The organism is Pseudomonas batumici (genome assembly GCF_036585405.1).
In the GTDB taxonomy this organism is placed as follows: Bacteria; Pseudomonadota; Gammaproteobacteria; order Pseudomonadales; family Pseudomonadaceae; genus Aquipseudomonas; species Aquipseudomonas batumici.
The window spans coordinates 63,278-85,665 of record NZ_CP144470.1 but is presented as its reverse complement, the minus strand read 5'-3'; the positions used below and the strand labels follow the sequence as shown (position 1 = coordinate 85,665).

General features: G+C 63.2%; 21 protein-coding genes. 3 read left to right on the top strand and 18 right to left on the bottom strand.

Features of this window, described 5'->3' with window-relative positions; translation table 11 throughout:
* Nucleotides 1-18 precede the first annotated feature (18 nt).
* Both NUH87_RS00385 and NUH87_RS00380 read right to left on the bottom strand, forming a co-directional pair.
* Nucleotides 19-1,356 carry an alginate export family protein gene (locus NUH87_RS00385; protein ID WP_338524184.1) on the bottom strand — a complete coding sequence of 446 codons (1,338 nt, stop codon included), beginning with the start codon at nucleotides 1,354-1,356 and terminating at the stop codon, nucleotides 19-21.
* Nucleotides 1,357-1,476: 120 nt separating this feature from the next.
* Complete coding sequence (locus NUH87_RS00380) at nucleotides 1,477-2,739, bottom strand: serine hydrolase (RefSeq protein WP_338524183.1); 1,263 nt, start codon at nucleotides 2,737-2,739, stop codon at nucleotides 1,477-1,479.
* Nucleotides 2,740-2,982: 243 nt separating this feature from the next.
* On the opposite strand from NUH87_RS00380, the gene NUH87_RS00375 reads away from it, so the two are divergent.
* Both NUH87_RS00375 and NUH87_RS00370 read left to right on the top strand, forming a co-directional pair.
* Nucleotides 2,983-4,029, top strand: coding sequence for an aromatic ring-hydroxylating dioxygenase subunit alpha (locus NUH87_RS00375; RefSeq protein WP_338524181.1), 1,047 nt, complete (start codon nucleotides 2,983-2,985; stop codon nucleotides 4,027-4,029).
* Nucleotides 4,026-4,976: a PDR/VanB family oxidoreductase gene (locus NUH87_RS00370; RefSeq protein ID WP_338524179.1), complete on the top strand. Its 951-nt coding sequence runs from the start codon at nucleotides 4,026-4,028 to the stop codon at nucleotides 4,974-4,976. The genes NUH87_RS00375 and NUH87_RS00370 overlap by 4 nt, the downstream gene beginning before the upstream one ends.
* 3 nt (nucleotides 4,977-4,979) lie before the next feature.
* On the opposite strand, the gene NUH87_RS00365 is transcribed toward NUH87_RS00370, so the two are convergent.
* The 11 genes from NUH87_RS00365 to NUH87_RS00315 all read right to left on the bottom strand — a co-directional run bounded on the left by NUH87_RS00365 (nucleotide 4,980) and on the right by NUH87_RS00315 (nucleotide 16,955).
* Nucleotides 4,980-5,810: a phosphodiesterase gene (locus tag NUH87_RS00365; protein WP_338527026.1), complete on the bottom strand. Its 831-nt coding sequence runs from the start codon at nucleotides 5,808-5,810 to the stop codon at nucleotides 4,980-4,982.
* 25 nt (nucleotides 5,811-5,835) lie between these two features.
* On the bottom strand, nucleotides 5,836-6,867 hold the full coding sequence (locus NUH87_RS00360; RefSeq protein WP_338524177.1) for an ABC transporter ATP-binding protein: 1,032 nt from the start codon (nucleotides 6,865-6,867) through the stop codon (nucleotides 5,836-5,838).
* Entirely contained in the window at nucleotides 6,864-7,658 is a 795-nt protein-coding gene (locus tag NUH87_RS00355) for an ABC transporter permease (protein ID WP_338524175.1), read from the bottom strand. The genes NUH87_RS00360 and NUH87_RS00355 overlap by 4 nt, the downstream gene beginning before the upstream one ends.
* A complete protein-coding gene (locus NUH87_RS00350; RefSeq protein ID WP_338524173.1) occupies nucleotides 7,655-8,521 on the bottom strand; it encodes an ABC transporter permease in 867 nt (288 codons plus the stop codon). The genes NUH87_RS00355 and NUH87_RS00350 overlap by 4 nt, the downstream gene beginning before the upstream one ends.
* A gap of 3 nt (nucleotides 8,522-8,524) precedes the next feature.
* Complete coding sequence (locus tag NUH87_RS00345) at nucleotides 8,525-9,529, bottom strand: ABC transporter substrate-binding protein (protein ID WP_338524171.1); 1,005 nt, start codon at nucleotides 9,527-9,529, stop codon at nucleotides 8,525-8,527.
* Nucleotides 9,513-10,532: a LacI family DNA-binding transcriptional regulator gene (locus NUH87_RS00340; RefSeq protein WP_338524169.1), complete on the bottom strand. Its 1,020-nt coding sequence runs from the start codon at nucleotides 10,530-10,532 to the stop codon at nucleotides 9,513-9,515. Before NUH87_RS00340 ends, NUH87_RS00345 begins: the two co-directional genes overlap by 17 nt.
* A gap of 75 nt (nucleotides 10,533-10,607) precedes the next feature.
* Nucleotides 10,608-11,327, bottom strand: coding sequence for a GntR family transcriptional regulator (locus tag NUH87_RS00335; RefSeq protein ID WP_338524167.1), 720 nt, complete (start codon nucleotides 11,325-11,327; stop codon nucleotides 10,608-10,610).
* 67 nt (nucleotides 11,328-11,394) lie between these two features.
* The gene (locus NUH87_RS00330; protein WP_338524166.1) at nucleotides 11,395-12,675 is read right to left on the bottom strand and encodes a thiolase family protein; all 1,281 of its coding nucleotides are present in this window, start codon (nucleotides 12,673-12,675) and stop codon (nucleotides 11,395-11,397) included.
* A complete protein-coding gene (locus NUH87_RS00325) occupies nucleotides 12,672-14,555 on the bottom strand; it encodes a feruloyl-CoA synthase (RefSeq protein WP_338524164.1) in 1,884 nt (627 codons plus the stop codon). Before NUH87_RS00325 ends, NUH87_RS00330 begins: the two co-directional genes overlap by 4 nt.
* A gap of 13 nt (nucleotides 14,556-14,568) precedes the next feature.
* Nucleotides 14,569-16,017: an aldehyde dehydrogenase gene (locus NUH87_RS00320; RefSeq protein WP_338524163.1), complete on the bottom strand. Its 1,449-nt coding sequence runs from the start codon at nucleotides 16,015-16,017 to the stop codon at nucleotides 14,569-14,571.
* Between the two features lie 107 nt (nucleotides 16,018-16,124).
* On the bottom strand, nucleotides 16,125-16,955 hold the full coding sequence (locus NUH87_RS00315) for a p-hydroxycinnamoyl CoA hydratase/lyase (RefSeq protein ID WP_338524161.1): 831 nt from the start codon (nucleotides 16,953-16,955) through the stop codon (nucleotides 16,125-16,127).
* A 213-nt stretch (nucleotides 16,956-17,168) separates the two neighbouring features.
* Here NUH87_RS00315 and NUH87_RS00310 point away from each other — a divergent pair, with 213 nt between their 5' ends.
* Nucleotides 17,169-17,657 (top strand): MarR family winged helix-turn-helix transcriptional regulator, encoded by a 489-nt coding sequence (locus tag NUH87_RS00310; protein WP_338524159.1) that lies wholly within the window; start codon nucleotides 17,169-17,171, stop codon nucleotides 17,655-17,657.
* Between the two features lie 131 nt (nucleotides 17,658-17,788).
* On the opposite strand, the gene pcaC is transcribed toward NUH87_RS00310, so the two are convergent.
* From pcaC to pcaH, 5 genes are all read right to left on the bottom strand, one after another.
* Complete coding sequence (gene pcaC / locus NUH87_RS00305; RefSeq protein ID WP_040068858.1) at nucleotides 17,789-18,175, bottom strand: 4-carboxymuconolactone decarboxylase; 387 nt, start codon at nucleotides 18,173-18,175, stop codon at nucleotides 17,789-17,791.
* Nucleotides 18,176-18,189: 14 nt separating this feature from the next.
* A complete protein-coding gene (locus NUH87_RS00300; RefSeq protein ID WP_338524158.1) occupies nucleotides 18,190-19,551 on the bottom strand; it encodes a 3-carboxy-cis,cis-muconate cycloisomerase in 1,362 nt (453 codons plus the stop codon).
* Nucleotides 19,552-19,590: 39 nt separating this feature from the next.
* Nucleotides 19,591-20,922, bottom strand: a complete 1,332-nt coding sequence (locus tag NUH87_RS00295) for an MFS transporter (RefSeq protein WP_338524157.1) — start codon at nucleotides 20,920-20,922, stop codon at nucleotides 19,591-19,593.
* A gap of 89 nt (nucleotides 20,923-21,011) precedes the next feature.
* Nucleotides 21,012-21,614, bottom strand: coding sequence for a protocatechuate 3,4-dioxygenase subunit alpha (gene pcaG, locus NUH87_RS00290; RefSeq protein ID WP_338524155.1), 603 nt, complete (start codon nucleotides 21,612-21,614; stop codon nucleotides 21,012-21,014).
* A gap of 12 nt (nucleotides 21,615-21,626) precedes the next feature.
* A complete protein-coding gene (pcaH, locus tag NUH87_RS00285) occupies nucleotides 21,627-22,346 on the bottom strand; it encodes a protocatechuate 3,4-dioxygenase subunit beta (protein WP_338524154.1) in 720 nt (239 codons plus the stop codon).
* Between the last annotated feature and the right edge of the window lie 42 nt (nucleotides 22,347-22,388).

The window sequence follows — 22,388 nt, the reverse complement described above, 5'->3', positions numbered from 1 at the left end:
CGCAAAGGCTCGCGGCACTTAGTAGCGGTAGGTGAAATACAGTTCCAGCGCACTGAAATTCCGATCATTGCCGAACACTTGCCTGGCGGCCGCCAGCGGCTTGACCCAGTTATAGGACACCGAGGTGGACAGCGACTTCGAAGCGGCCCAATCCAGGAACACCACGCTTTCGTCGGCAAAACGCCGATCATCGACCGCCGCGCCCATGTAGTTTTTTGCATCCAGCCAGAACTGGTAGTGAATCGCACCGAGGGTCAGGGTTTCGTTGAGGTGGGTCTTGAGCGAGAACTGCTGGACGTTTTCGTTGCTGTTGAACAGCAGGTAGTTGCCGACCACGTCGCCGATCAGCCAGGTGCTCCAGTCGACGAAGCCCTTGCTCAACGGATCCCAGGCTTTCTGCCGGTTATCGCTCAGGTTGTCGTCGCCGGAAAAGCTCGCATAGCGATAGCCCACGACCGGGGTCAACGGCAAGGTGTTGAAGGCGTAATCCGCCTGGGCATACCAGGCATTGGCATCGTAATCCACGCCTTCGCCACTCCCCCGCTCCAGGGCGTATTCGCCATTCAGGGTCAGGTTCGGTACCCCCGGCACCTTGGCGTTGAGCGCCCTGACGTTGTACACCAGCATCCCGTCACGCCGTCGAGGAAGCGTGCTGCCCTTGGGCCCCAGGGCGCTGACCTTCATCGCCATGGCCCCCAACGTCACCTGATCGTCGAGGTTGTAATCCAGGTTGGCGCCCGTCATGCGGAAATTACCCAGGTCGTCATCGGTGCGCAATGTGAAGGCCTGGGCCTTCAGCGCAGCATGCTCCCAGGCCAGGATCGCCGAATCCCTGAAGGCCGTCCTCGGGGCAAGCCAGTAGGCGCCGTCCTTCTTCTGGTCTAGGTTGCCGTCCATGACGATGAAGCCGGTGCCGATCATGTAGTTCTGGCGACCGGCCGTAAAGGTCCACTCCCCGCGCCGAAAACCGCCATAGAGTTCTTCCGTGGCCACCTTGCCGTCGGAACGGCGGGTGAAACCACCGGCGTCGCCATCGCCGAGGGTCTTCGCCGCCACCAGCGAACCACCGGCCAGCAGGCTGAAATCCGGCTGCAGCGCATATTCAAGCTTCACCCCGGGCTTTACGTAGAACTCCTGCCAGTCAATCCGGGTGCCGCCGTTCTTGCCGCTGCGCATATCCACCCGGCCACTGCCGAAGTTGACGTTGCGGGTGAACAGCGTGGCCCCGCCGGCGGTGAGATTGACCTCACCCTTGAGGTCGCCGTCCTCGAAGGTGTAACCCGCCAGCGCGGTCTGGGCAGCCAGGGGTAACCCGACCGCCAACAGCGTGCGCGTGAAACGCATCATGGGAAACATAGTGAAGCTCCTGTGTGATTTATTGTTGTTACAGGGCAGAGAGAGGCGGCGCAGTACGCCGCCAAGACCCGTTGGGGCCGGGTGAATCGACAGGCAAGGTTTGTTGTTCTAAGGGGCCGTTCAACGGCCCAGGTGGGATGCGATGGCGCGCAGCATGCGCACGCTATCGGCATCGAAGGGGGTGACCGCTTCGGGCAGTGATGACTGCTTGACGATCACCACGCCGGACGGCTTGTCGACGAACAGGTATTGGCCATGAATGCCACCGGCCATGATCGCCTGGCTGTAGTCGTTGAAGACGTACCACTGGCTGCGGTAGGACGCCCCGGGTGTCCATTGGGAGAACTCGGGGTTCGCGGCGTAGATCGCGGGATCGGAACCGGCGACGATCCGTGCGATCGTCTCCTTCGACAGCAACTGCCGGCCATCCTGGCAGCCGTCGTTGGCCAACAGGCGACCGAAACGTGCCATGTCCCGCAGCGTGGCGCTGAAACCGGCACCGGCCACGCTGCGCCCCCAGGGATCGGCCATGAAATAGCCGTCGCGCTCACAACCCAGCTGGCTCCAGATCTCCTGCAGCAACTGGTCGCAGGACTTGCCGCACGCGCGCTCCATGACCCAGGCCAGGGCTTCGGTGGTCGCCGTCACGTAATGGAAAAAGCCGCCGTGGATACCGCTCTTTCTGAGTGACGGCAGGTACTGGTACAGCGACTCGAACTGCGCGTATTGCGGCGGTGCCGGCTGGAAGCCGCAGGCGTAGCCGTACTGCGAACTCTCGGAGTTGGGGTCGTCATAGACCTCGCTGTAGTCGATGCCCACGGCCATGTCGAACAGCTGCCGCACCGTGGCATCGGCAAATGCGCTGCCCGCCATCTCCGGCACGTAATGCACCGCCGGCAAGGCCGGGTCGAGGATGCCCTCGGAAACCAGTTGCTCCCCCAGGGTGCCGATCAGCGACTTGGTGACCGAGAACATGATGTGCCGATCCCGGCGCTGCTGGCCGTTGAAGTAACGCTCGAACAGCACGGTGTCGCCTTGCATGACCAGGAAAGCGTCGGTGTGACTGGCCACCAGGTGATCGATGACGCTGACGCCCAGGCCGCATTCGCTGTCGAAGTGCAGCTCATCCAACGCCAGCGGCGCCTCCTTCAACACACTGCTTGTACCGGCACCGGCCTGCACGTCGATGGAGGGACGCAGGCGCGCCAGGTGACGGAAGCCCCACCGGCTGAACGGCGGCCGCATCCAGTTGGACCAGGTGACGCGGCGCTCCGGTGCGACCGGAAAGCCCTGCATGAGCAACGGCGCGACGCGCTCATCGGCTGAAGACCCGTTGGCCTCGACATAGAGACGGGCCAGCAAAGGCAGATTGTTCTGATTCATCGGGTTTCCCCTGGAAATGACTCTGCGTGAGAGCAGATGCAGGGAAATAATTAACCAAGACTATTTATTTAGTCAATAAAATATTTTTACGATAAAACAAACCTCGCCATACCGCGCTAGCCAGGGATTCAGAAAACGATTCAATGGATCCATTAAATCGTACAAACGAATTTTTCGTTTGACTTATCCACTTAAAATAAACCTAATGGATCCACTAAATACAAAAAGCCTGGGAGAATCACCATGCATCTCAAGAACACCTGGTACGTCGCCTGTACGCCCGATGAACTCGCCAAGGCCCCCCTGGGCCGTCAGATCTGCGGTGAAAAGATGGTTTTTTATCGCGGGCAAGAAGGCAAGGTGTCGGCCGTCGAGGACTTCTGCCCCCATCGCGGCGCACCGCTGTCCCTGGGATACGTCGAAAACGGCAACCTGGTGTGCGGCTACCACGGCCTGGTCATGGGCTGCGACGGAAAAACGCTGGAGATGCCGGGGCAACGGGTACGCGGCTTCCCGTGCAACAAGACCTACGCGGCGGTCGAGCGCTACGGCTTTATCTGGGTCTGGCCGGGCGAACAGGACAAGGCGGACCCGACACTGATCCACCATCTGGAATGGGCCGTAAGCGATGAATGGGCATACGGTGGCGGTCTGTTCCACATCGACTGCGACTACCGCCTGATGATCGACAACCTGATGGACCTGACCCACGAAACCTACGTGCACGCGTCCAGCATCGGCCAGAAAGAAATCGATGAGGTCGCCCCGATCACCACGGTCGAAGGCGACCAGGTGATCACCGCCCGCCATATGGAAAACATCATGGCGCCGCCCTTCTGGCGCATGGCCCTGCGTGGCAACAACCTGGCCGACGACGTGCCGGTGGATCGCTGGCAGATCTGCCGCTTCAGCCCCCCCAGTCATGTGCTGATCGAAGTCGGCGTGGCCCATGCCGGCAAAGGCGGCTATCACGCCGATCCGCAGTTCAAGGCATCGAGCATCGTCGTCGACTTCATCACCCCGGAATCCGAGACCTCGATCTGGTACTTCTGGGGCATGGCGCGCAACTTCAACCCGCAGGACGAAGCCCTTACCGCGAGCATCCGGGAGGGTCAGGGAAAGATTTTCAGCGAGGACCTGGAGATGCTCGAACGCCAGCAACAGAACCTGCTCGATCATCCCCTGCGCAACCTGCTCAAGCTCAATATCGACGCCGGCGGCGTGCAGTCGCGCCGCGTCCTGGAGCGCCTGATCGCCCAGGAGCGCGCCCAGCAGGAGTCACTGGCATGATCGAAGTGCGGGTGGTATCGCGCCACAACGAAGCCCAGGACATCTGCAGCTACGAGTTGGCCAGTGTCGATGAGCAACCCCTGCCGGCCTTCAGCGCCGGCGCCCATATCGATGTGCACCTGCCCGGTGGTTTGATCCGGCAATATTCCCTGTGCAACCACCCCGAAGAACGTCATCGCTACCTGATCGGCGTGCTCAAGGACCCGACCTCCCGGGGCGGCTCACTGGCCATGCACGAGCAGATCCACCCCGGCATGCGCCTGCCGATCAGTGAACCGCGCAATCTGTTTCCATTGGCCCCTGAGGCCAGGCGCAGCCTGCTTTTCGCCGGTGGTATCGGCATCACCCCGATCCTCTGCATGGCCGAACGCCTGGCACACAGCGGTGCGGATTTCGAACTGCATTACTGCGCCCGTTCACGGGAGCGCGCGGCCTTTGTCGAACGCCTGCGACACTCGCCGTTTGCCCACCGGGTATTCCTGCATTTCGATCAGGAACCCGAGACGGCGCTGGATGCGGCCAAGGTCCTGGCCACACCTGAACACGACGTCCATGTCTATGTGTGTGGCCCCGGCGGCTTTATGCAGCACGTGCTGGAGACGGCCCAGGCCGCCGGCTGGCAGGAGTCGTGCCTGCATCGCGAGTACTTCGCCGCCGCCCCCGTCGACACCCGCGCCGATGGCAGCTTCTCGATCAAGATTGCCAGCAGCGGCCAGTCCTTCGAGGTACCGGCCGACAAGAGCGTGGTACAGGTGCTGCAAGACCAGGGCATCGAGATCGCCATTTCCTGCGAACAGGGCATTTGCGGCACCTGCCTGACTCGGGTCCTGGAGGGGGTGCCAGAGCACCGCGACCTGTTCCTCACCGAGGATGAACAAGCCGCCAACGACCAGTTCACCCCTTGCTGCTCGCGCTCGAAAACGCCAGTGCTGGTGCTTGACCTCTAGTGATCAGTCAATCAATCCCTGTGCGTCATAAAACGGATACGGCCCGGGATATTCGCCAAACACCGCGTTATGGCTCACCAGCGCCTGTTCATGCCAGTGATGCAGCAGATACCCCGGCGGTTCCAGATTGAAATGCGCCGGGGCGGTTGGCTGCAGATCCAGCACGATCTGATGTGAGGTACCGGGGCACACACAAATCAGGCTGGCGCCGAAACGCCGCTGCATCGGCCGATGCAAGTGCCCGCACAACAAGCGCTCCACCTGCCGGTGACGGCCGATGAGCCGTTCCAGTGCCGCCGCGTTGATGAACGGCTCGCGGTCCATATGACCGATGCCGCTGGTAAAGGGCGGATGATGCAGAATCAAGAGCGTCGGGGCATCGGGACGACGGGCCAGTTGTTCATCGAGCCAGCGCAACTGACTGTCCAGCAACCGACCGCCATGGGCACCGGGGATGGTCGTATCCAGGCCGATCAGGCGCAGCGGATGCTCCTCGACCACCCAATCCAATGGTTCAACGGCCGACCTCGGCAAGTAGGTGTGATCGGCAAATGCCGCCAACAAATGTTCTCGATTGTCGTGGTTACCGGGCACCAGGTAGCAAGGCATGTGCAGGCGTGCCAGTTCGGGGTGCAGCACGGCATACTCATCAGGACGACCGAAGTCGACCAGGTCACCACTGACCAGCACGATGTCAGGGCGCGGCTGAAGTGCATTCAGATGATCGACCGCACGCCGCAATGCACCCAGAGTATCGACGACGCCATAACTCAGTCGTTGAGCGGCTTTGAGATGCAGATCACTGATCTGCGCAATGAGAAATGAACGATTCAAAATAAGCTCTCTGGAAATCAGGACATCAGGATTGCAGGGTGAACAGCACCTGTGGCTCGACGGCCAAGGCAATCGGCGCGCCTGCGGCATGGATGACGCCATCGGTGCTGTCCACCAACAATGGCTGGGCGGCGCCGACATCCACCAGGAGGCGGCTTTGCGCCCCCTGGAAAAACTGACCGACAAGACGTCCGTGTAGATGCCCCTGGTGCTCCATCACCCGCAGATGCTCGGGGCGGCAATACACGGTGGAGGGCAGACTGGCGCCGTTCCATGGCAGTTCGCCGCCGCTGACTTTCAAACCCGCGGTCGTGCGCTCGATCACCGAAAAGGCATTGAGGTTGCCGACAAAACTGGCGACGAAAGCATTGGCCGGCTGCTGATAGATTTCCCGCGGGCTGGCCAATTGCGCGACGCGGCCCTGCTCCATCACCAGGATGCGATTCCCCAGCGCCATGGCTTCTCCCTGGTCGTGGGTGACGAACACGGCGGTGATTCCCAGGCTGCGCAACAGCTGATCCAACTCGCTGCGCAAGCGTTCGCGCAACTGCGCATCCAGCGCCGCCAAGGGTTCGTCGAGCAGCAACACCCGAGGCCGGGGGGCCAAGGCGCGGGCCAGGGCGACCCGTTGGCGCTGACCGCCGGACAACTCGTGAATGCTGCGTTTGCCATGGTCATGCAGGCCGACCAGCTCCAGCAGCTCCGCACAACGCTTGTTGCGTTCGACAGGCGACATGCCGCGAATCTTCAGGCCGTAAACGATGTTGCCGGCCACATCCAGGTTCGGAAACAGGGCGTAGTTCTGGAACACCATGCCCACATTGCGACGCTCGATGGGCAGGTGCGTGACCTCGTTGTCGCCAAAAAATATCTGCCCCGCATCCGGACGCTCCAGACCGGCGATCAGGCGCAAGGTCGTGGTTTTGCCGCAGCCGGACGGGCCGAGAACCGCCAGGGTCTCCCCCGCCGCTATGGTCAGGTCCAGGTCATGCACGGCGACTGTGCCGTCAGCGAACGCCTTGTGGCATCCCTGCAGGCGAATGGTGGTCCCGGTCATCGATGTTCTCCACGGGAAAGACGGGCGCTGATGGCCTGCAACGCAATCAGCAGCGGTACGATCATCATCAGGAAAATGAGGGTGTAGGCGCTGGCGACTTCCAGCCTGGCCGAGGCATAGCTGTCGGCCAGCCCCACCGGCAAGGTCTTGGTCATCGGGGTGTGGAGCATCCAGGTCAGGTTGAACTCACCCAACGACAGGGTGACGACCATCAACACGCCAGCGAGGATCCCCGCTCGGCAGTTGGGTAGCACCACACTGAAGAAACGCCGGATCGGCCCGGCGCCAAGGCTGGCCGCCGCCTCTTCCAGGACCGGCAGCTGCTGGCGTTGCATCACCGCCATCACCGGGCGCACCAGAAACGGCAGGGTGAACAGCACATGGCCGACCAGAATGAACACCCAGCTGCCGCGAAACTCGCCAAACTGGCCATAGGTCAACAACAATGCCAGGGCGCTGGCCAGACCGGGCATGGCGACCGGCAGCACCATCAGTTCCTCGAATGCGCGGCTGAAACGATTGTTCATCCGTACCAACGCATAAGCCGCCGGCACGCCCAGCACACAGACACATAGCGCACAGGCCAGCGCCAGTTGCAGGGAGAGCCAGACGGTCGGAGAGTAGGCCTGCCAGACTTGCCCCAACCAATCGAACGTCAGGCCGCTGGACAGCCCCTGGAAATAATTACGGGTCAGCCCGGCCAGTAGCGACATCAGCACGGGCACCAGCATGAAGGCGCAAACCAGCAGGGTAAAAGCCAGTTGCCCGATAAACAGTGCCGAGCGCTTCACAGGACAGCCCCCGATTCCTTGACCAGCCGACGGACCAGCAACAGCACAGCCCAGGTCACCGCGCCCAGCACCACCGACAACGCGGCGGCCAGCGCGAAATTGGCGTAGTTGGTGAACACGTTATAAATCGCTACCGGGGTCACGTTCAGCCGTGTGCCCAGGGTGAAGGCCGTGCCAAAGGCGCCCATGGACGTCGCAAAGCAGATCGCCCCGCAGGAAACCAGCGCAGGCGCCAAACCGGGTACGATGACATCGCAGACCACTCGCCAATGACCCGCCCCCAGTGAATGGGCGGCTTCTTCCAGGCTGCGATCCAGGCTTTCACAGGCCGCCATCACCGTGAGAATCACCCGCGGAATCGAGAAGTACAGGTAGCCGATGAACAATCCCACCAGCGAGTAGGCAAAAATCCAGCGCTCCCCCGCCAGCTCAAGGCCAAGGGTCGCGAACAACCCTTGGCGGCCGGCCAGCAGGATCACCAGGAAGCCGACCACCACGCCGGGAAACGCCAGTGGGAAGGTCAACAAGGCGACCAGTGCCGAACGGCCGAAGAAGCGCTGGCGCGCGAGAAACACCCCGCTGAAGCCGCCCACCAACAGCGCCGCGAGGGTCACCGCCAGGGCCAGCATGCAGGTCTGCGCCAGGCTCCCCAGGTATTGTGCGCTGCTCAGCACCTGCCAATAGCCACTGTCACTGCCATCGCGACCTTGCCCACCCAGCACAATCAGGTGCGCCAGTGGCAATAACCAGAACGCTGACAGCACGGTGGCTGCCGGCGCCAGCGCCCAGGCAGCGGTCGGCCGCAAGCGCGGCACGAGGGTCCAACCCGAGCGGCCTTCCTGAGCCTTTACCTGCGAAGCCATCACTTACTTGACCTCGCTCAGATAACGCGCGGAGAAGGCTTCCTGCACCGCCGCCATGTGTTCGTAATTGACCACGCCGGCCCGGGCATAGTCGCTGTCCGGCAGGAACTGCGCGGCAACGTCCGCAGGCATTTTCGTAGCCCGTACCGGCCGCAGGTACGCCTTGGCCCACAATGCCTGGCCTTGATCGGACAGGACGAAATCCAACACCTTCTCGGCGTTGTCCCGATGCGGGGCGTTGCCGACCAGGCTCATCACGTAAGGCACGCTGATGCTGCCTTCCTTGGGAATCACAAACGCGACGTTTGCATGGTCCTTGTACCGCGCCCGATAGGCGTTGAAGTCGTAATCGACCAGAATCGGCAACTCACCGGACAACACCCGGGCGTAGGCTGTCTGCTTGGGTACGATGGGTGCGTTTTTGGCCAGTTTCTGGAAGTAGTCGATGGCTGGAGCGAAGTTATCCAGGCTACCGCCCATGGCCTGGTTGATGGCCACCGCCGTGACGTAACCGACAAAAGCGCTGGAGGGATCAAGGTAGCCCACCATGCCTTTATATTCCGGCTTGAGCAGGTCGTTCCAGCTTTGTGGCACGGGCAAGCCGCCCAGCGCATCGACGTTGACCATTATGCCCAACGTGCCGGAATGAATCGCAAACCAGTGCCCCTCCGGGTCTTTCAGGCCCGCCGGAATCTGCTCCCACCCCTTGGGTTTATAGGTGCCAACCACGCCGGCCTTTTGCGCCTGCAAGCCGAAGGTGACGCCGTAATACACCACGTCAGCCACCGGTGCGGCTTGTTCGGCGACCAACTGCGCCAGTGACTGGCCGGAGTTCTTGTTGTCCTGCGGGACCTGCACGCCAGTCGTATCGGCAATCGCCTTGAGTTGCGTGCCCCAGTCCGCCCACTCCGGCGGGCAGTTGTAGCAAATGGCCGTTTCCACGGCTTGCGCCAGGTTGACCACGCCGCATAGCAGCAACGCTGTCAGGGTTTTACTGATGCGGATCATCAAATGTCTCCTCGTAGGGTCGAGTACTTTCGCCTGGCCGGATATGGCAAGGCAGGCAATGGGAAGCCGGTGCGGCACCGGCGATCTGCGCCAGCAATTGATCGATCACGGTATTAGCCAGCGTCGCGATGGGTTGAACGACGCTGCACAGCGTCGGGTGTATCTGGGTGCCGAGGGCGATGCCGTCAAAGCCAATGACCGAGAGCTGCCGGGGTACGCTCCAGCCGTTGCGCCGCAGTTGCGCAATCAGGCTGATCGCCAGTAAATCGTTGGAACAGACCAGCGCACTGAGCGCCTGCGGGCCGTGCAGCAACGGTTCGAGAGCGGCGAAATCAGCCTGGGTGTGGGCGGGCATTTCGATCACCGGCAGGCTGTCGAGGCCGGCCTCGCGCATCGCCTCGCAATAACCGGCGTAACGCAGGCGAGCGCGATCGGACTGCAAGGCGGGACCTGCGACCATGCCGATCCGCCGATGCCCTGCGTCCAGCAGATAACGGGTGGCAAGCGCCATGCCCGCGCGGTTATCCACGGACACGGTGCTGTAGTCGGGATTACCGAGCTGGTGATAGGCCAGGACAAAAGGCGTGTCTTCACCGGCAAGGTTCTGCAGCACCCGGCTCCGATCAGCATCCGTCACCGTCAGGACCAGGCCATCGACGCGCTGACGCAACAGCTCCTCGACCACCGCGCTTTCGCGCTCGCTGCTGTAGTCGGTGGTTACCAGCAAGAGGTTGTAACCGCGTAAGCGTGCGGCGCGTTCCATCGCCTGGAATTGCTCGGCGAACACCGGGTTGAGCAGATTGGGAACCACGACACCAATCAGGTTGGTGGTTTGCAGACGCAGTTGGCGACCGAGACGATTGGGCCGAAAACCCAGTTGCCGCGCCGCGGCGAACACTTGTTCTCGAGTGGCCGGACGCACCACATCAGGGGAGGCAAAGACTCGCGCCGCGGTCGCCCGCGAAACCCCTGCCAGTCGTGCAACCTCTTTCAAATCAGCCATTTTTGCTCGCTTGAGATCGATCTCATTGGAGAGATCCTACTCAGGGAACATGGCGTTCCCGCGATCAAACGATGACTATTCGATGTCAGATCGAAGAATAACCTTCATCCGCTCGTCGGCCGCCGCCGCGCCGAAGATCTCGGCATAGCGCAAGGTGGCATTGGCGTGTTCGCGCATGATGGCCTCGGCACGCGCGCCCTGGCGGTTGACCAGGGCATCGAACACCGAGTGGTGCTGCATGTGGGCGTAGTTGAAGCGCCGATACTCGCGGACCATGTCGTTACGGTCCACCGCCAGGGCGGTTACCGAGGCGAAAGGCAAATGGTCGTTGCGCGCCAGGGCATCGGCGATGGCCGGGTTATGGCTGCCTTCGACGATCACCTCGTGAAAACGCATGTTGAGGTCGTGATAGACCTCAAGGTCCTCGATGGTCACGTAGCCCTTGTCGAACAGCTGGTCACCTTGCGACAGGCACTGCTCAAGGGTCGCCCGGGCTTCGTCCGACAGCCCTCGCTCGGCGGTCTGACGCGCGGCCAGACCTTCAAGCACGCCACGCACTTCCACCGCGCCGGCAATGTCATCGGGGTTGACGGAGCGCACCTGGAACCCCCGCCCGCCAAAACGCACCAGCAGGCCTTCCTGCTCCAGCGTGCGGAACGCCATGCGCACCGGCATCCGCGAGACGCCGAAAAGCTCCGCCGTGGGGTTTTCCATCAGCCGTTCGCCAGCCGCCAATTCGCCGGAGGCGATCATCTTGCGCAGCGCAACCAGCACCGTTTGACCGGGCTTACTCATCCAGGCAACTTCCAGAAAGGGTGGTCGCCATAGTAACGCAAGGCTCGGGCTGACTGCAGGGTCCTGTTTACGGATCGGGCGGCGCACTCACACCCGCAAAGGCAGCGGCGCCTTGATACCCGGGGTTTTCGATCAACAGTGCCATGCCCTGCCCGCCGCCGACACAGGCCGCCGCGATGCCATAACGCAGATTGCCCTCGCGCAACTGCCTGGCCAGGGTCAGCACCAGGCGCAAGCCGCTGGCAGCCAGGGGATGCCCCAGGGCGATCGAGCCGCCACGCCGGTTGAGCCGGTCGCCATCCAAGCCGAGCGCCTGCGCCACGGACAACACCTGGGCGGCCTGCGCTTCGTTGATTTCCAGCAAGCCGATATCGGCCAGGGCCAAGCCGCTGCGCTGCAACAGCAACTCGATGGCCGGTGCCGGCCCGATGCCCATGTATTCCGGTGCCACGCCCACCACGGCACTGGCCAGCAGATGGGCCAGCACCGGACGACAGGCTGCGGACGCCCGCCCTACCAGCGCGGCCGCTGCGCCATCGACCACCGCGCAACTGTTGCCGGCCGTTTGCACACCGCCGTCATGCACCGAGCGCAAGCGGCCCAAGGCCCTCAGATCGGTAGGCCGCGGGTGACTGTCATGCACCACCCTGTCCACGCCCCGTGGCAACTGGATACCGCGCGGTTGATAGCCGGCCAGTTCAAAGCGCTCATTGCCCAGGGCCACCAGCTCCGGTTCAAACCAGCCGTCGGTCTGAGCCCGCAGCGCCAGTTGATGACTCTCCAGCGCATAACGATCCACCACCTCGCGACTCAAGCCATAGCGCTGCGCCAGGTTATCGGCCGTGGCGAGCATGTCCAACCCGGGCGCCGGGTCGTAGAGCGCTTCCCAGAGAAAGTCCTTGAATTCCACTGGTGCACCGAGCCGGAAGCCGTCACGGTGGGTGTAGGCGGCAATCGGATTGCGCGACATGGATTCGGCCGCCACGCACAGGGCCAACTGCACACCGTCGTCCAACTGCCTGGCGGCCTGCCGCAAGAGCTCCAAGCCAGTGGCGCAGATGCGCTGCACCCCCAGCGCCGGGATCCCTTGCGGCACGCCACTGTAAAGGCCGATATGACGGGGCAGCAGGTAGGCATCGAAACTGGCCTGGGCCATGGAGCCGGCCAGCACGCTGTCCACCGAGGAGGGATCGATAGCGTTGCGGGCCAGCACCTCGCGCCCGACCTTGATCCCCAGGTCGATCGGCGAGACCTGGGCCAAGGCCCCGCCGAGATCAACCCAGGGCGTGCGCAGGGCGTCGAAAACCGCCACATCGCGAAAGCTCGAATACTGCCCCACGCTGTTCACGATTGAGACCCGGCACGCAGGATGGACGGCTCTTCGCCCCGATACAGCGCCTCGACCTTGTCGGCGCGCCACTGCAACACCGCGCGCTGGTTGATCGAACCCTTGTCGGTGATTTCGCCACGATCGATGGAGGCCGGTTCGTCGAGTAGCGCGAGCCACTCCAGGCGGCTGGCATTGCCGGTGGCGCCGCGGTTGAGCCGTTGCAGCCAGTCGCTGAACCACTGGCGCACCGGCGCGCTGGCCAGGACCTCGGCATCGCTGGCGCCCGCACTCAAACCGGACAGCCGTCGGCATTCGTACAACCGGGGAAAGACCAGCACGCCCAGGCACTCGCGGTCCGGGGCGGCCACCACCAGGTCCTGGACATAGGGCGACCCTTCGAGCACCGCACGATTGCGCAACGGGCCGACACTGACAAAAACACCAGAACTCAGCTTGAAGTCCTCGGCAATGCGCCCGTCGAACATCAGCCCCAGTTGCGGGTCACGGGCGTCGGCGAGTTTCAAGGCGTCTCCGGAACAGTAGAAGCCCTGCTCGTCGAAGACTTCGGCGGTCTGCTGCGGTGCGCGCCAGTAACCCGGCATGATGTGCGGCCCACGAAAACGCCCCTCCAGCTTGCCATCCACCGGTACCAGCCGCACTTCGCAACCGGGGGCCGGCAGGCCGATATAGCCGGCCATGGACAATGGCCCTGTGGTGAAGGTGCAGGACGGCGCCGCCTCGGTCATGCCGAGCCCGGCCATCATGCGAATGCGTTCGCCACAATGCGCTTCGGCGACCCGGTCCAGGCGATCCCAGACCCGCTGGGACAAGCCGGCGGCGGCGAAAAAGAACAGCTTCATGCGGGAGAAGAAACGTTCGCGCAATTCAGCGTCCTGCTCCAGGGCGCTGACCAGTTCCTCCCAGCCCTTGGGCACGGTCAGGTAGGCGGTGGGCGAGACGTCCTTGAGGTTGCGCAGTGTTTCGGCAAACCCCTGGACGGTGGGCTTGCCGTCGTCCAGGTAAAAGGTGCCGCCGTTGTACAACACGATGCCCACGTTGTGGCTACCGCCGAAGGTGTGATTCCACGGCAGCCAGTCCACCAGCACCGGGGGCTCTTCACCAAATACCGGGAAGGTCTGCAACAGCATCTGCTGGTTGGCGCAGAGCATGCGCTGGGTGGTGACCACCGCCTTGGGCAGCTTGGTGGAACCGGAGGTAAACAGGAACTTGGCGATGCTGTCGGGGCCGGTGGCGGCAAACGCCGCTTCGGCCTCGGCCCCGCCGGGCTGTTGCAACAGGTTGGCAAAGCGAGTCTGCGGGCGCCCCGGCATGTCGCCACGCACGCTGATCAGTGGTGTCTCGACCGGCAGCACGGCATCGATCGCCCGCTGGAAAGCGGCGACCTCACTGACGAACACCAGCCCCGGCTGCAACAGATTGCAGACATGCCGCAACTTGGCGAAATCCTGGGACAACAACGAATAGGCCGGTGAGACCGGACAATAGGGAATACCGGCGTACATGGCGCCCAGGGCGATCTGCAAGTGCTCGATGTCGTTGCCCGAGAGGATCGCCAGCGGGCGCTCGGCCGACAGACCATAACTCAGCAGGCCCTGGGCAATGGCGCGGACGCTGGCCAGCATCTCGGCGTAACTCACCCGCCGCCAGTCACCGCCGTCCTGGCGAGCCGCGATAAAGGTCTGCTGCGGGCGTACCTCGGCCCAATGCACCAGACGATCGAGCAAACGCCTGGGCAACTCGGCCAAGGGTTCGAGGGAGCGCATGGACAGGATGCCCTGCTCTTCGCTGACCTCGACCGCGGGATGGCCGATGGAGACTTGGCGATAACGTGGCGCACAGGCCTCGGTCTGGGGTGGCGATCTGAATTCGGTACTCATGTGCTTGCCCTCCTCAGATCGGATAGTGTCGAGGTCCATTCTGCAAAGTCACCCAGCGCAACTGGGTGAAATGCTCGATGGACGCCTTGCCGCCAAAACTGCCATAGCCGCTGGACTTGACCCCGCCGAAGGGCATCTGCGCCTCGTCGTGAACGGTCGGGCCGTTGATATGGCAAATACCCGACTCGACCCGTTGGGCCAGGGCCAGGGCGCGACCGGTGTCACGGCTGAAGATCGCCGCCGACAGGCCGAACTCGGAATCGTTGGCCAGGCGCAGCAGGGCTTCATCGCCCTCGCCGCGCAGCACCACGGCCACGGGGCCAAAGGACTCCTCGCGGTACAGGCGCATGGCATCGGTGACGCCATCGAGCAGGGTCGGCTGCAAAATGCTGCCCTCCAGCTGACCGCCCGCCACCAGGATTGCCCCCTTGTCGAGGGCATCGTCGATCAAGCCCTTGATGCGCTCGCCGGCACTGGCGTCCACCAGGGAGCCGAGTACCGAATCCTCAGCGTCGGGGTGGCCTGCCGGCAAGCGGGTGATCTTCGCCGCCAGCCGGGCGACAAAGGCATCGGCGACCTTGGCATCGACGATCAGCCGCTCGGTGGACATGCAGATCTGCCCCTGGTTGAAGAAGGCGCCGAAGGCCGCGGCCTCCACCGCCGCGTCCAGGTCGGCATCTTCCAGCACCAGGAACGGCGCCTTGCCGCCCAGCTCCAGCAATGCCGGCTTGAGATGACGCGCCGACAGCTCGCCGACGATGCGCCCGACATGGGTCGAACCGGTGAAATTGACTCGCCGTACCGCCGGGTTGGCGATCAGCCGCTCGACGATGGCCGCGGCATCCTGCGGCGCGTTGCTGATGACGTTGACCACGCCATCACCCAGGCCTGCGTCCTGCAATACCTGGCCGATCAACCGGTGCACCGCCGGGCTCAGTTCCGACGCCTTGAGCACCACGGTGTTGCCGCAGGCCAGGGGCATGGCGATGGCGCGGGTGGCGAGGATCACCGGAGCGTTCCAGGGCGCGATGCCCAGCACCACGCCGCAGGGTTGGCGCAGGGCCATGGCAAAGCTGCCGGGTACATCGGAAGGGATGACTTCGCCGTTGATCTGGGTGGTCATCGATGCGGCTTCACGCAGCATATTGGCCGCCAGGTGCACATTGAAGCCGTACCAGTTGGCCATGGCGCCAGTCTCGCCGGCCGCCGCGATGAATTCCGCGCTGCGGGCCTGCAACTGCTCCGCCGCGCGCAGCAGCCGGGTGCGGCGTTCATTGGGGGCCAGGGCCGCCCAGGTCGGGAAGGCCGTTTTGGCCGCGGCCACGGCGGCGTCGGCATCTTCCAGGGTGGCGGCGGCAACCCGCGACACGACTTCACCGGTCACCGGATGACGGCGTTCGAAGGTTCGACCGTCTCGGGCGGGGCACGACTGGCCGCCAATCAGCAGGGGCACGTCCAGCATGGTGATTCCTCTTTATTGTCTTTATCGGGAATACGTTCAAACGGTATGACGGCAGGACCATCACGCGGCGACGCACAGCCGGATGCGCCCGCTGTGCGCCGCGGGTTTCAGCGTTTGTAGGCCTGCAAGCCAGGCTTGATGCTCTTGTCGTCGAGAAATTGCTTCATACCCTGCTCGCGGCCACCTTCAGTGTCCAGCAGGCGCGACTGGTCGAGCTTGGCGTACAGGTAATCCTCGTTCTGCTCCCAGGTCAGTTCGCGGCAGCGCTTGAAACCGTGCTTGGCGGCCCGCAGTACCACCGGGTTCTTCTCCAGCAGGTTGCGCGCCAGCGCCACGGTGACTTCACGCAGTTGCGCCAGGGGCACACTTTCGTTGACCAGCCCCATTTCGGCGGCTTTCTGGCCGCCAAAGGTCTTGCCGGTCATGATGTAGTACAGCGACTGGCGATGCCCCACGGTATCGGCCATGGCCTTGCTCACCAGGTTGCCCGGTGGGATGCCCCAGTTGATTTCCGAGAGGCCGAAGGTCGCTTCGTCGGCGCAGATCGCCAGGTCGCACGCCACCAACGGGCTGAAGCCGCCACCGAAACACCAGCCATTGACCATCGCGATGGTCGGCTTGGCGTACATGCGCAGCAGCTTCCATTGCCACTGGGAGGCTTCGCGGCGGATTTTTTCCTGGAGGATCTCCGGGCCGGCATCCACTTCGCGGAAGTATTCCTTGAGATCCATGCCCGCGGTCCAGGCTTCACCGGCACCGGTCAGCACCAGCACCCCGGCGGCAGGGTCCTGCTCCAGGGTTTCCAGCACATCGATCATTTCCCGGTTCAGGGTCGGGCTCATAGCATTGCGTTTTTCCGGGCGATTGAGAATCACCCAGGCAATGCCTTCCTCGATTTCGACCTTGACGGTTGTCCAGCGACCTTCGTAGTTGCTCATGACGATTGCTCTCTTGTTCTTGGCTTGACGATGAGCAAAAACTAAACCTCAAAATTAGTTATGTCAATTAACCATTAACAAAATTAACTTGATTCCTTTCGTCCACGAAGTGGTTTTGGTACCAATAGATCCGCAAGAGATCATGGCTATCCCCGTTCAACCACGGCAAACTAGATAGTCTTCTTAACCGACAGCCCGAGGATCCACCCTGCAATGGCCAAGTCTTCCAAGATTGCCGCCGCCTCCGAGCCCCCTGCCGACAACGCCGCAACCCGAGCGCCGCTGGACTCTTCCCTGGACGACCTGATCGGTTACGCCATGCGCCGGGCACAGTTGAAGCTGTTCCAGAACCTGATCGAGCGGCTCTCGGCCCATGACTTGCGGCCGGCGCAGTTCTCGGCCCTGGCAATCATCGAGCAAAGCCCGGGACTGATGCAGGCCGACCTGGCCAAGGCGCTGGCCATCGAACCGCCCCAGGTGGTGCCGCTGCTGAACAAACTGGAAAGCCGCGCGCTGGCGGTGCGGGTGCGCTGCAAGCCGGACAAGCGCTCCTACGGGATTTTTCTCAGCAAGACCGGCGAGACCCTGCTCAAGGAGCTGAAACAGATCGCGGCCGAGAGCGACCGGGATGCCACGTCCGCCCTCGACAGCCAGGAACGCGAAGAACTGCTCAGGCTACTGAAGAAGGTCTATCAGCAGTAACCGCCGACGCCGGTACATCCCCGTGGGATGTCCGGCTCAAGCGCCCAGAAAATGGCGTGCGGATTCGACGCCACGGGTCTACGGGGTTGACGCAGGCAGGCCTTCACAAGTGGCATGCGCGGTGGTGATCCTCACGACTGCGCATCCATTTCCTCCCAGACCGCCTCGGCCAGATGGAAGGTGGCATTGGCCGCGGGAATGCCGCAATAGATCGCGCTCTGCATCAACACCTCCTTGATCTCGTCGCGGGTCACGCCGTTGTTTTTCGCGGCGCGCAGGTGCAGGCGCAATTCCCCTTCGCGGTTCATGCCGATCAACATGGCGATGGTAATCAGGCTGCGGGTATGGCGTGGCAAGCCGGGACGGGTCCAGATGTCACCCCAGGCATGCCGGGTGATCATCTCCTGGAACTCGCCATTGAACGGGGTCAGATTTTCGAGGCTGCGATCCACGTGGGCATCGCCGAGCACTTCGCGGCGCACTTTCATACCCGCTTCGTAACGTTGTTGTTCGTCCATTTCCGGATCCTTTTCTAAGGTTTCAAGGCGTGATGTTCGGCCACCGCGCGCTGCACCCAGCGCTGCGACTGTCCCAGGTAATGGGCCGGGTCCAGCAGGCGGTCCAGCTCCTCGGCGGACAGTTGCGCGGTCACTTGCGCTTCGGCACCGAGCACCTGACGCAGGTGCGCGCCCTGCTCCACCGCACGGCGGCAGCATTGTTCGACCAGATGGTGCGCCGCATCACGGCCGATACGCTGGGACAAGGCGATGCTCACGGCTTCCGCCAGCACCAGCCCCTTGGTCAACTCCAGGTTGTGCAGCATGCGCCCGGTGTCGACTTGCAACCCGGGCACCACCTGCAACGCCTGTTGCAGCGCGCCGGACACCAGGCAGCAGAGCTCCGGCAGGGTTTCCCATTCGGCATGCCACAGGCCGAGGCTGCGCTCATGCTCTTGCACCATGGCGCTGAACATCGTCGCCACCAGCCCCGGCGCCCGGGTCGCCGCGCCGATCATGACCGCCGCGCCGACCGGATTGCGCTTGTGCGGCATGGTCGAGGAACCGCCCTTGCCGGGTGCGGCGGGCTCGAACACCTCACCGGCCTCGGTCTGCATCAGCAAACTGAGATCGCGGCCCACCTTGCCCAGGCTGCCGGCGATCATGCCCAGCAGGCTGGCGAACTCCACCAGGCGATCACGCTGGGTGTGCCAAGGCTGGTCGGGCAGGTTCAGGTTCAATTCAGCGGCCAAGGCTTCGGCCACCGCAAAAGCCGGCTCGCCCAAGGCGGCCAGGCTGCCGGACGCCCCGCCGAATTGCAGGCACAACAAACGCGGCCTGATTTCAGCCAGGCGCTGGCGATGACGGGTGACAGCGCCCAGCCAACCGGCGACTTTCATGCCCAGGGTGACGGGTGTCGCCTGTTGCAGCCAGGTGCGCCCGGCCAGCGGCGTGCTCGCATGGCGCGTGGCCTGCTCGGCCAGCGCATCGGCCAGTCGCGCCAGATCCCGCTCCAGCAGGTCGACGGCCGAGCGCAGTTGCAGCACCAGGCCGCTGTCCATCACGTCCTGGCTGGTGGCACCCATGTGCACGTAGCGCTCGGCGGTCGGGTTGGCCACGGCAATCTGCTTGCCCAACGCCTTGACCAGCGGGATCGCCGAATTACCGGCATTGCCGATGGCGACGGCCAGTTCGTCGACATCGAACAGCTCTGCGCGACAGGCCGCTTCGATATCGCCGACCACCTCCCCGGGAATCAGCCCGGTGCTGGCTTCGGCGCGCGCCAGGGCGGCTTCGAAATCGAGCATGCCCTGCAAACGGCCCTGATCGGAAAAAATTGCCCGCATCGCCGGCTGTGTGAAATAGGCATCGAAAAGTTGATTCGTCGGTCTGTTCAAACCACAGCTCCAGGATTCGAAAAAATCAGTGAGGGGCTCTCAGGTGGCGTCTGCATGGCTGACCAGCCCCTTGATCACCACCGCGAGGGTCGCCAACGCCGCCGGAACCACCAGGGCGGTCAGCACCTGTTCGAAGTTCCAGCCCAGCCCCAACAGCGTCGCTCCAGCCCAGGCCCCCAGGATCGCGCCGAAACGGCCAATGCCGAGCATCCACGACACGCCGGTGGCGCGGCCCTGGGTGGGGTAAAAACGCGCGGCCAGCGATGGCATCGCCGACTGCGCGCCGTTGATGCACATGCCCGCCAACAGCACCAGGGTGGCCAGTACGCCGACATGGCCCAGGCTCTGCCCGACCAGCCAGGCGAATACGCCCGCCAACAGGTAGGCGCTGCCGATGACCTTGTGCGGATTGAACCTGTCCATCGCCCAGCCCACCCCCACCGCGCTGAGCACGCCGCCGAACTGAAACAGCGCGCCGATGAAGGCCGATTGCTCCAGGCTAGCGCCGCTGTCACGCATCAGGGTCGGCAACCAGCTGGTCAGCAGGTAAACGATCACCAGGCCCATGAAGTAGGTCAGCCACAGCAACAAGGTACCGGCGCTATAGGTACCGGAGAAAATCACCTTCAGCACATTGCGGCTCTGCACCACCTTCTGTTCCGGCACGCTGAAGCCCGTGGCCGCCGCGACCTCCAGCGGCGCAATCGGTGCCAGCAACTGGCGAATCCGCTCCACGCCCCGATGGCGTACCACCAGAAAGCGCGCCGACTCCGGCAGCCGGAACAACAGCACCACGGCCAGCGCCAGGGGCAGGATCCCGCCGAGCATCAGCAGGCTGTGCCAACCCAGTACGGGTATCATCTTCGCCGAGACGAAGCCGCCGCAGGCCATGCCCAGGTTGAAGCCGCAGAACATGCTGGTCACCAGCAGCGACTTGAGCCGCTCCGGGGTGTATTCGGACAACAGCGTGGTGGCGTTGGGCATCGCCGCCCCCAGCCCCAGTCCGGTCAGCAAACGCAGGGCCAGCAGTTGGTCGATGTTGCTGCTGTAGGCCGACAGCAGACTGAACACGCCGAACAGGAACACCGCAACCACCAGCACCCCTTTGCGCCCGAATCGGTCGGCCAGGGGGCCGGATCCCAGCGCCCCGAAGACCATGCCGATCAGCGCGGCGCTCATCACCGGCCCCAGGCTCGCGCGATCGATGCCCCAGTCCTGGCTCAAGGCCGGGGCGATGAAGCCCATGGCCGCCGTGTCCAGGCCGTCGAGAAACACGATCAGAAAACACAGCAGCACCACCCGCCATTGATAGCCTGACAGGGGCTTGGCGTTGATCAACGCCTGAACATCCAGCGTGCCGACCACGGGCACGGGGCTAGTAACGACATGGGAATTTCCTTCTTATTTTTATAGGGTCGCTTGCCTTGGCAAACGCCATGAACCGCACGCACGCCACACCGTCAGAAGTCGAAGAACACCGTTTCCGCTTCGCCTTGAACCCGGATGTCAAAACGATAGGCCAGCTTGCCGTCCACCGTGCAACGCCTGGCAATCAGGGTCTCGCGGCGCTGCGGCTGCTCGATCAGATTGAGTACCGGATCGAGCGCATTGGCCTCGGCCTCGTCGTCGAAGTACAGGCGGGTCTGCAAGTGAATGTTGATGCCCCGGGCAAACAGCGACACATTGATGTGCGCCGCCATGGGCACACCGGCGGCGTTATTCAGCGTGCCGGGCTTGATGGTTTTCAGCGTCCACTCGCCGACATCCGTGGTCGCGGTACGGCCAAAGCTGTTGAAGGGCTTGTCCAGATCGTAGTCGCTGTCGTAGACGCCTTCGTGGTTGGCCTGCCAGAACTCCAGGAACGAATCGCGAATCAGGTGGCCATTGCCGTCGTAGACATGGCCCATCAGCAGGATATGTTCGCCCGGCGCACCGGGCTTGGCCATCTCGTTCCAGATTTCCTGCTCGCGGGGCGGGTTGCCCGCCGCCTCCAGCGCCAGGCCGATATGCACGTAGGGACCGGCGGTCTGCGAAGGGGTTTCAGGCAGAAGTTGAACGGGCATGCGCGTGCCTCCTCAGCGATTTTCGAAGTGGGTCTTGCGCTGGCCGCGCAGGACGATATCAAAGCGATAAGCCAGGCAATCCATGGGATTGGCCATGCTCATGTCGAGCCTGGCGATCAGGCTCTGCACCGCTTCCGGATCGGCGATCGACTTGACGATCGGGCACATCGGGATGAGCGGGTCGCCTTCGAAATACAGCTGGGTGATCAATCGCGTGGCAATCGACGGGCCGCTGATGGAGAAATGGATATGCGCAGGACGCCAGTCGTTGGGACCGTTGCGCCACGGGTACGGGCCGGGTTTGACGGTGCGGAAACTGTAGTTGCCGTCGCGGTCGGTCAAGGCACGGCCGACACCGCCGAAATTCGGGTCGATGGGTGCCAGGTAGCTGTCTTTCTTGTGCCGATAACGTCCACCGGCGTTGGCTTGCCACATCTCCACCAGCGTATAGGGGATCGGCTTGCCGTACTGGTCGCAGACCCGACCGGCAACGATGATCCGCTCGCCGATGGGCAGGCCGCCGCGATTGAAGTTCAACAGCAGATCGTTATCGTGCTGGCCCATCTTCAGGTGGGAGAAGTCCGGGCCGCTGGTTTCCGACAAGGACTGGGGAATGCTCACCAGGGCCTGGCGCGGGGAACGCAGGATCGAGGTCTTGTAGTCGGGCGTCAGGGCTTTGGGGTGCCAATTACGGTCACGAATGGCGAAGCGGCTGTTGTCCGCATCAGACATGTCGGTCTCCTTGTTGTTAGGGGGTAAAGGCTGCGTGGAGGG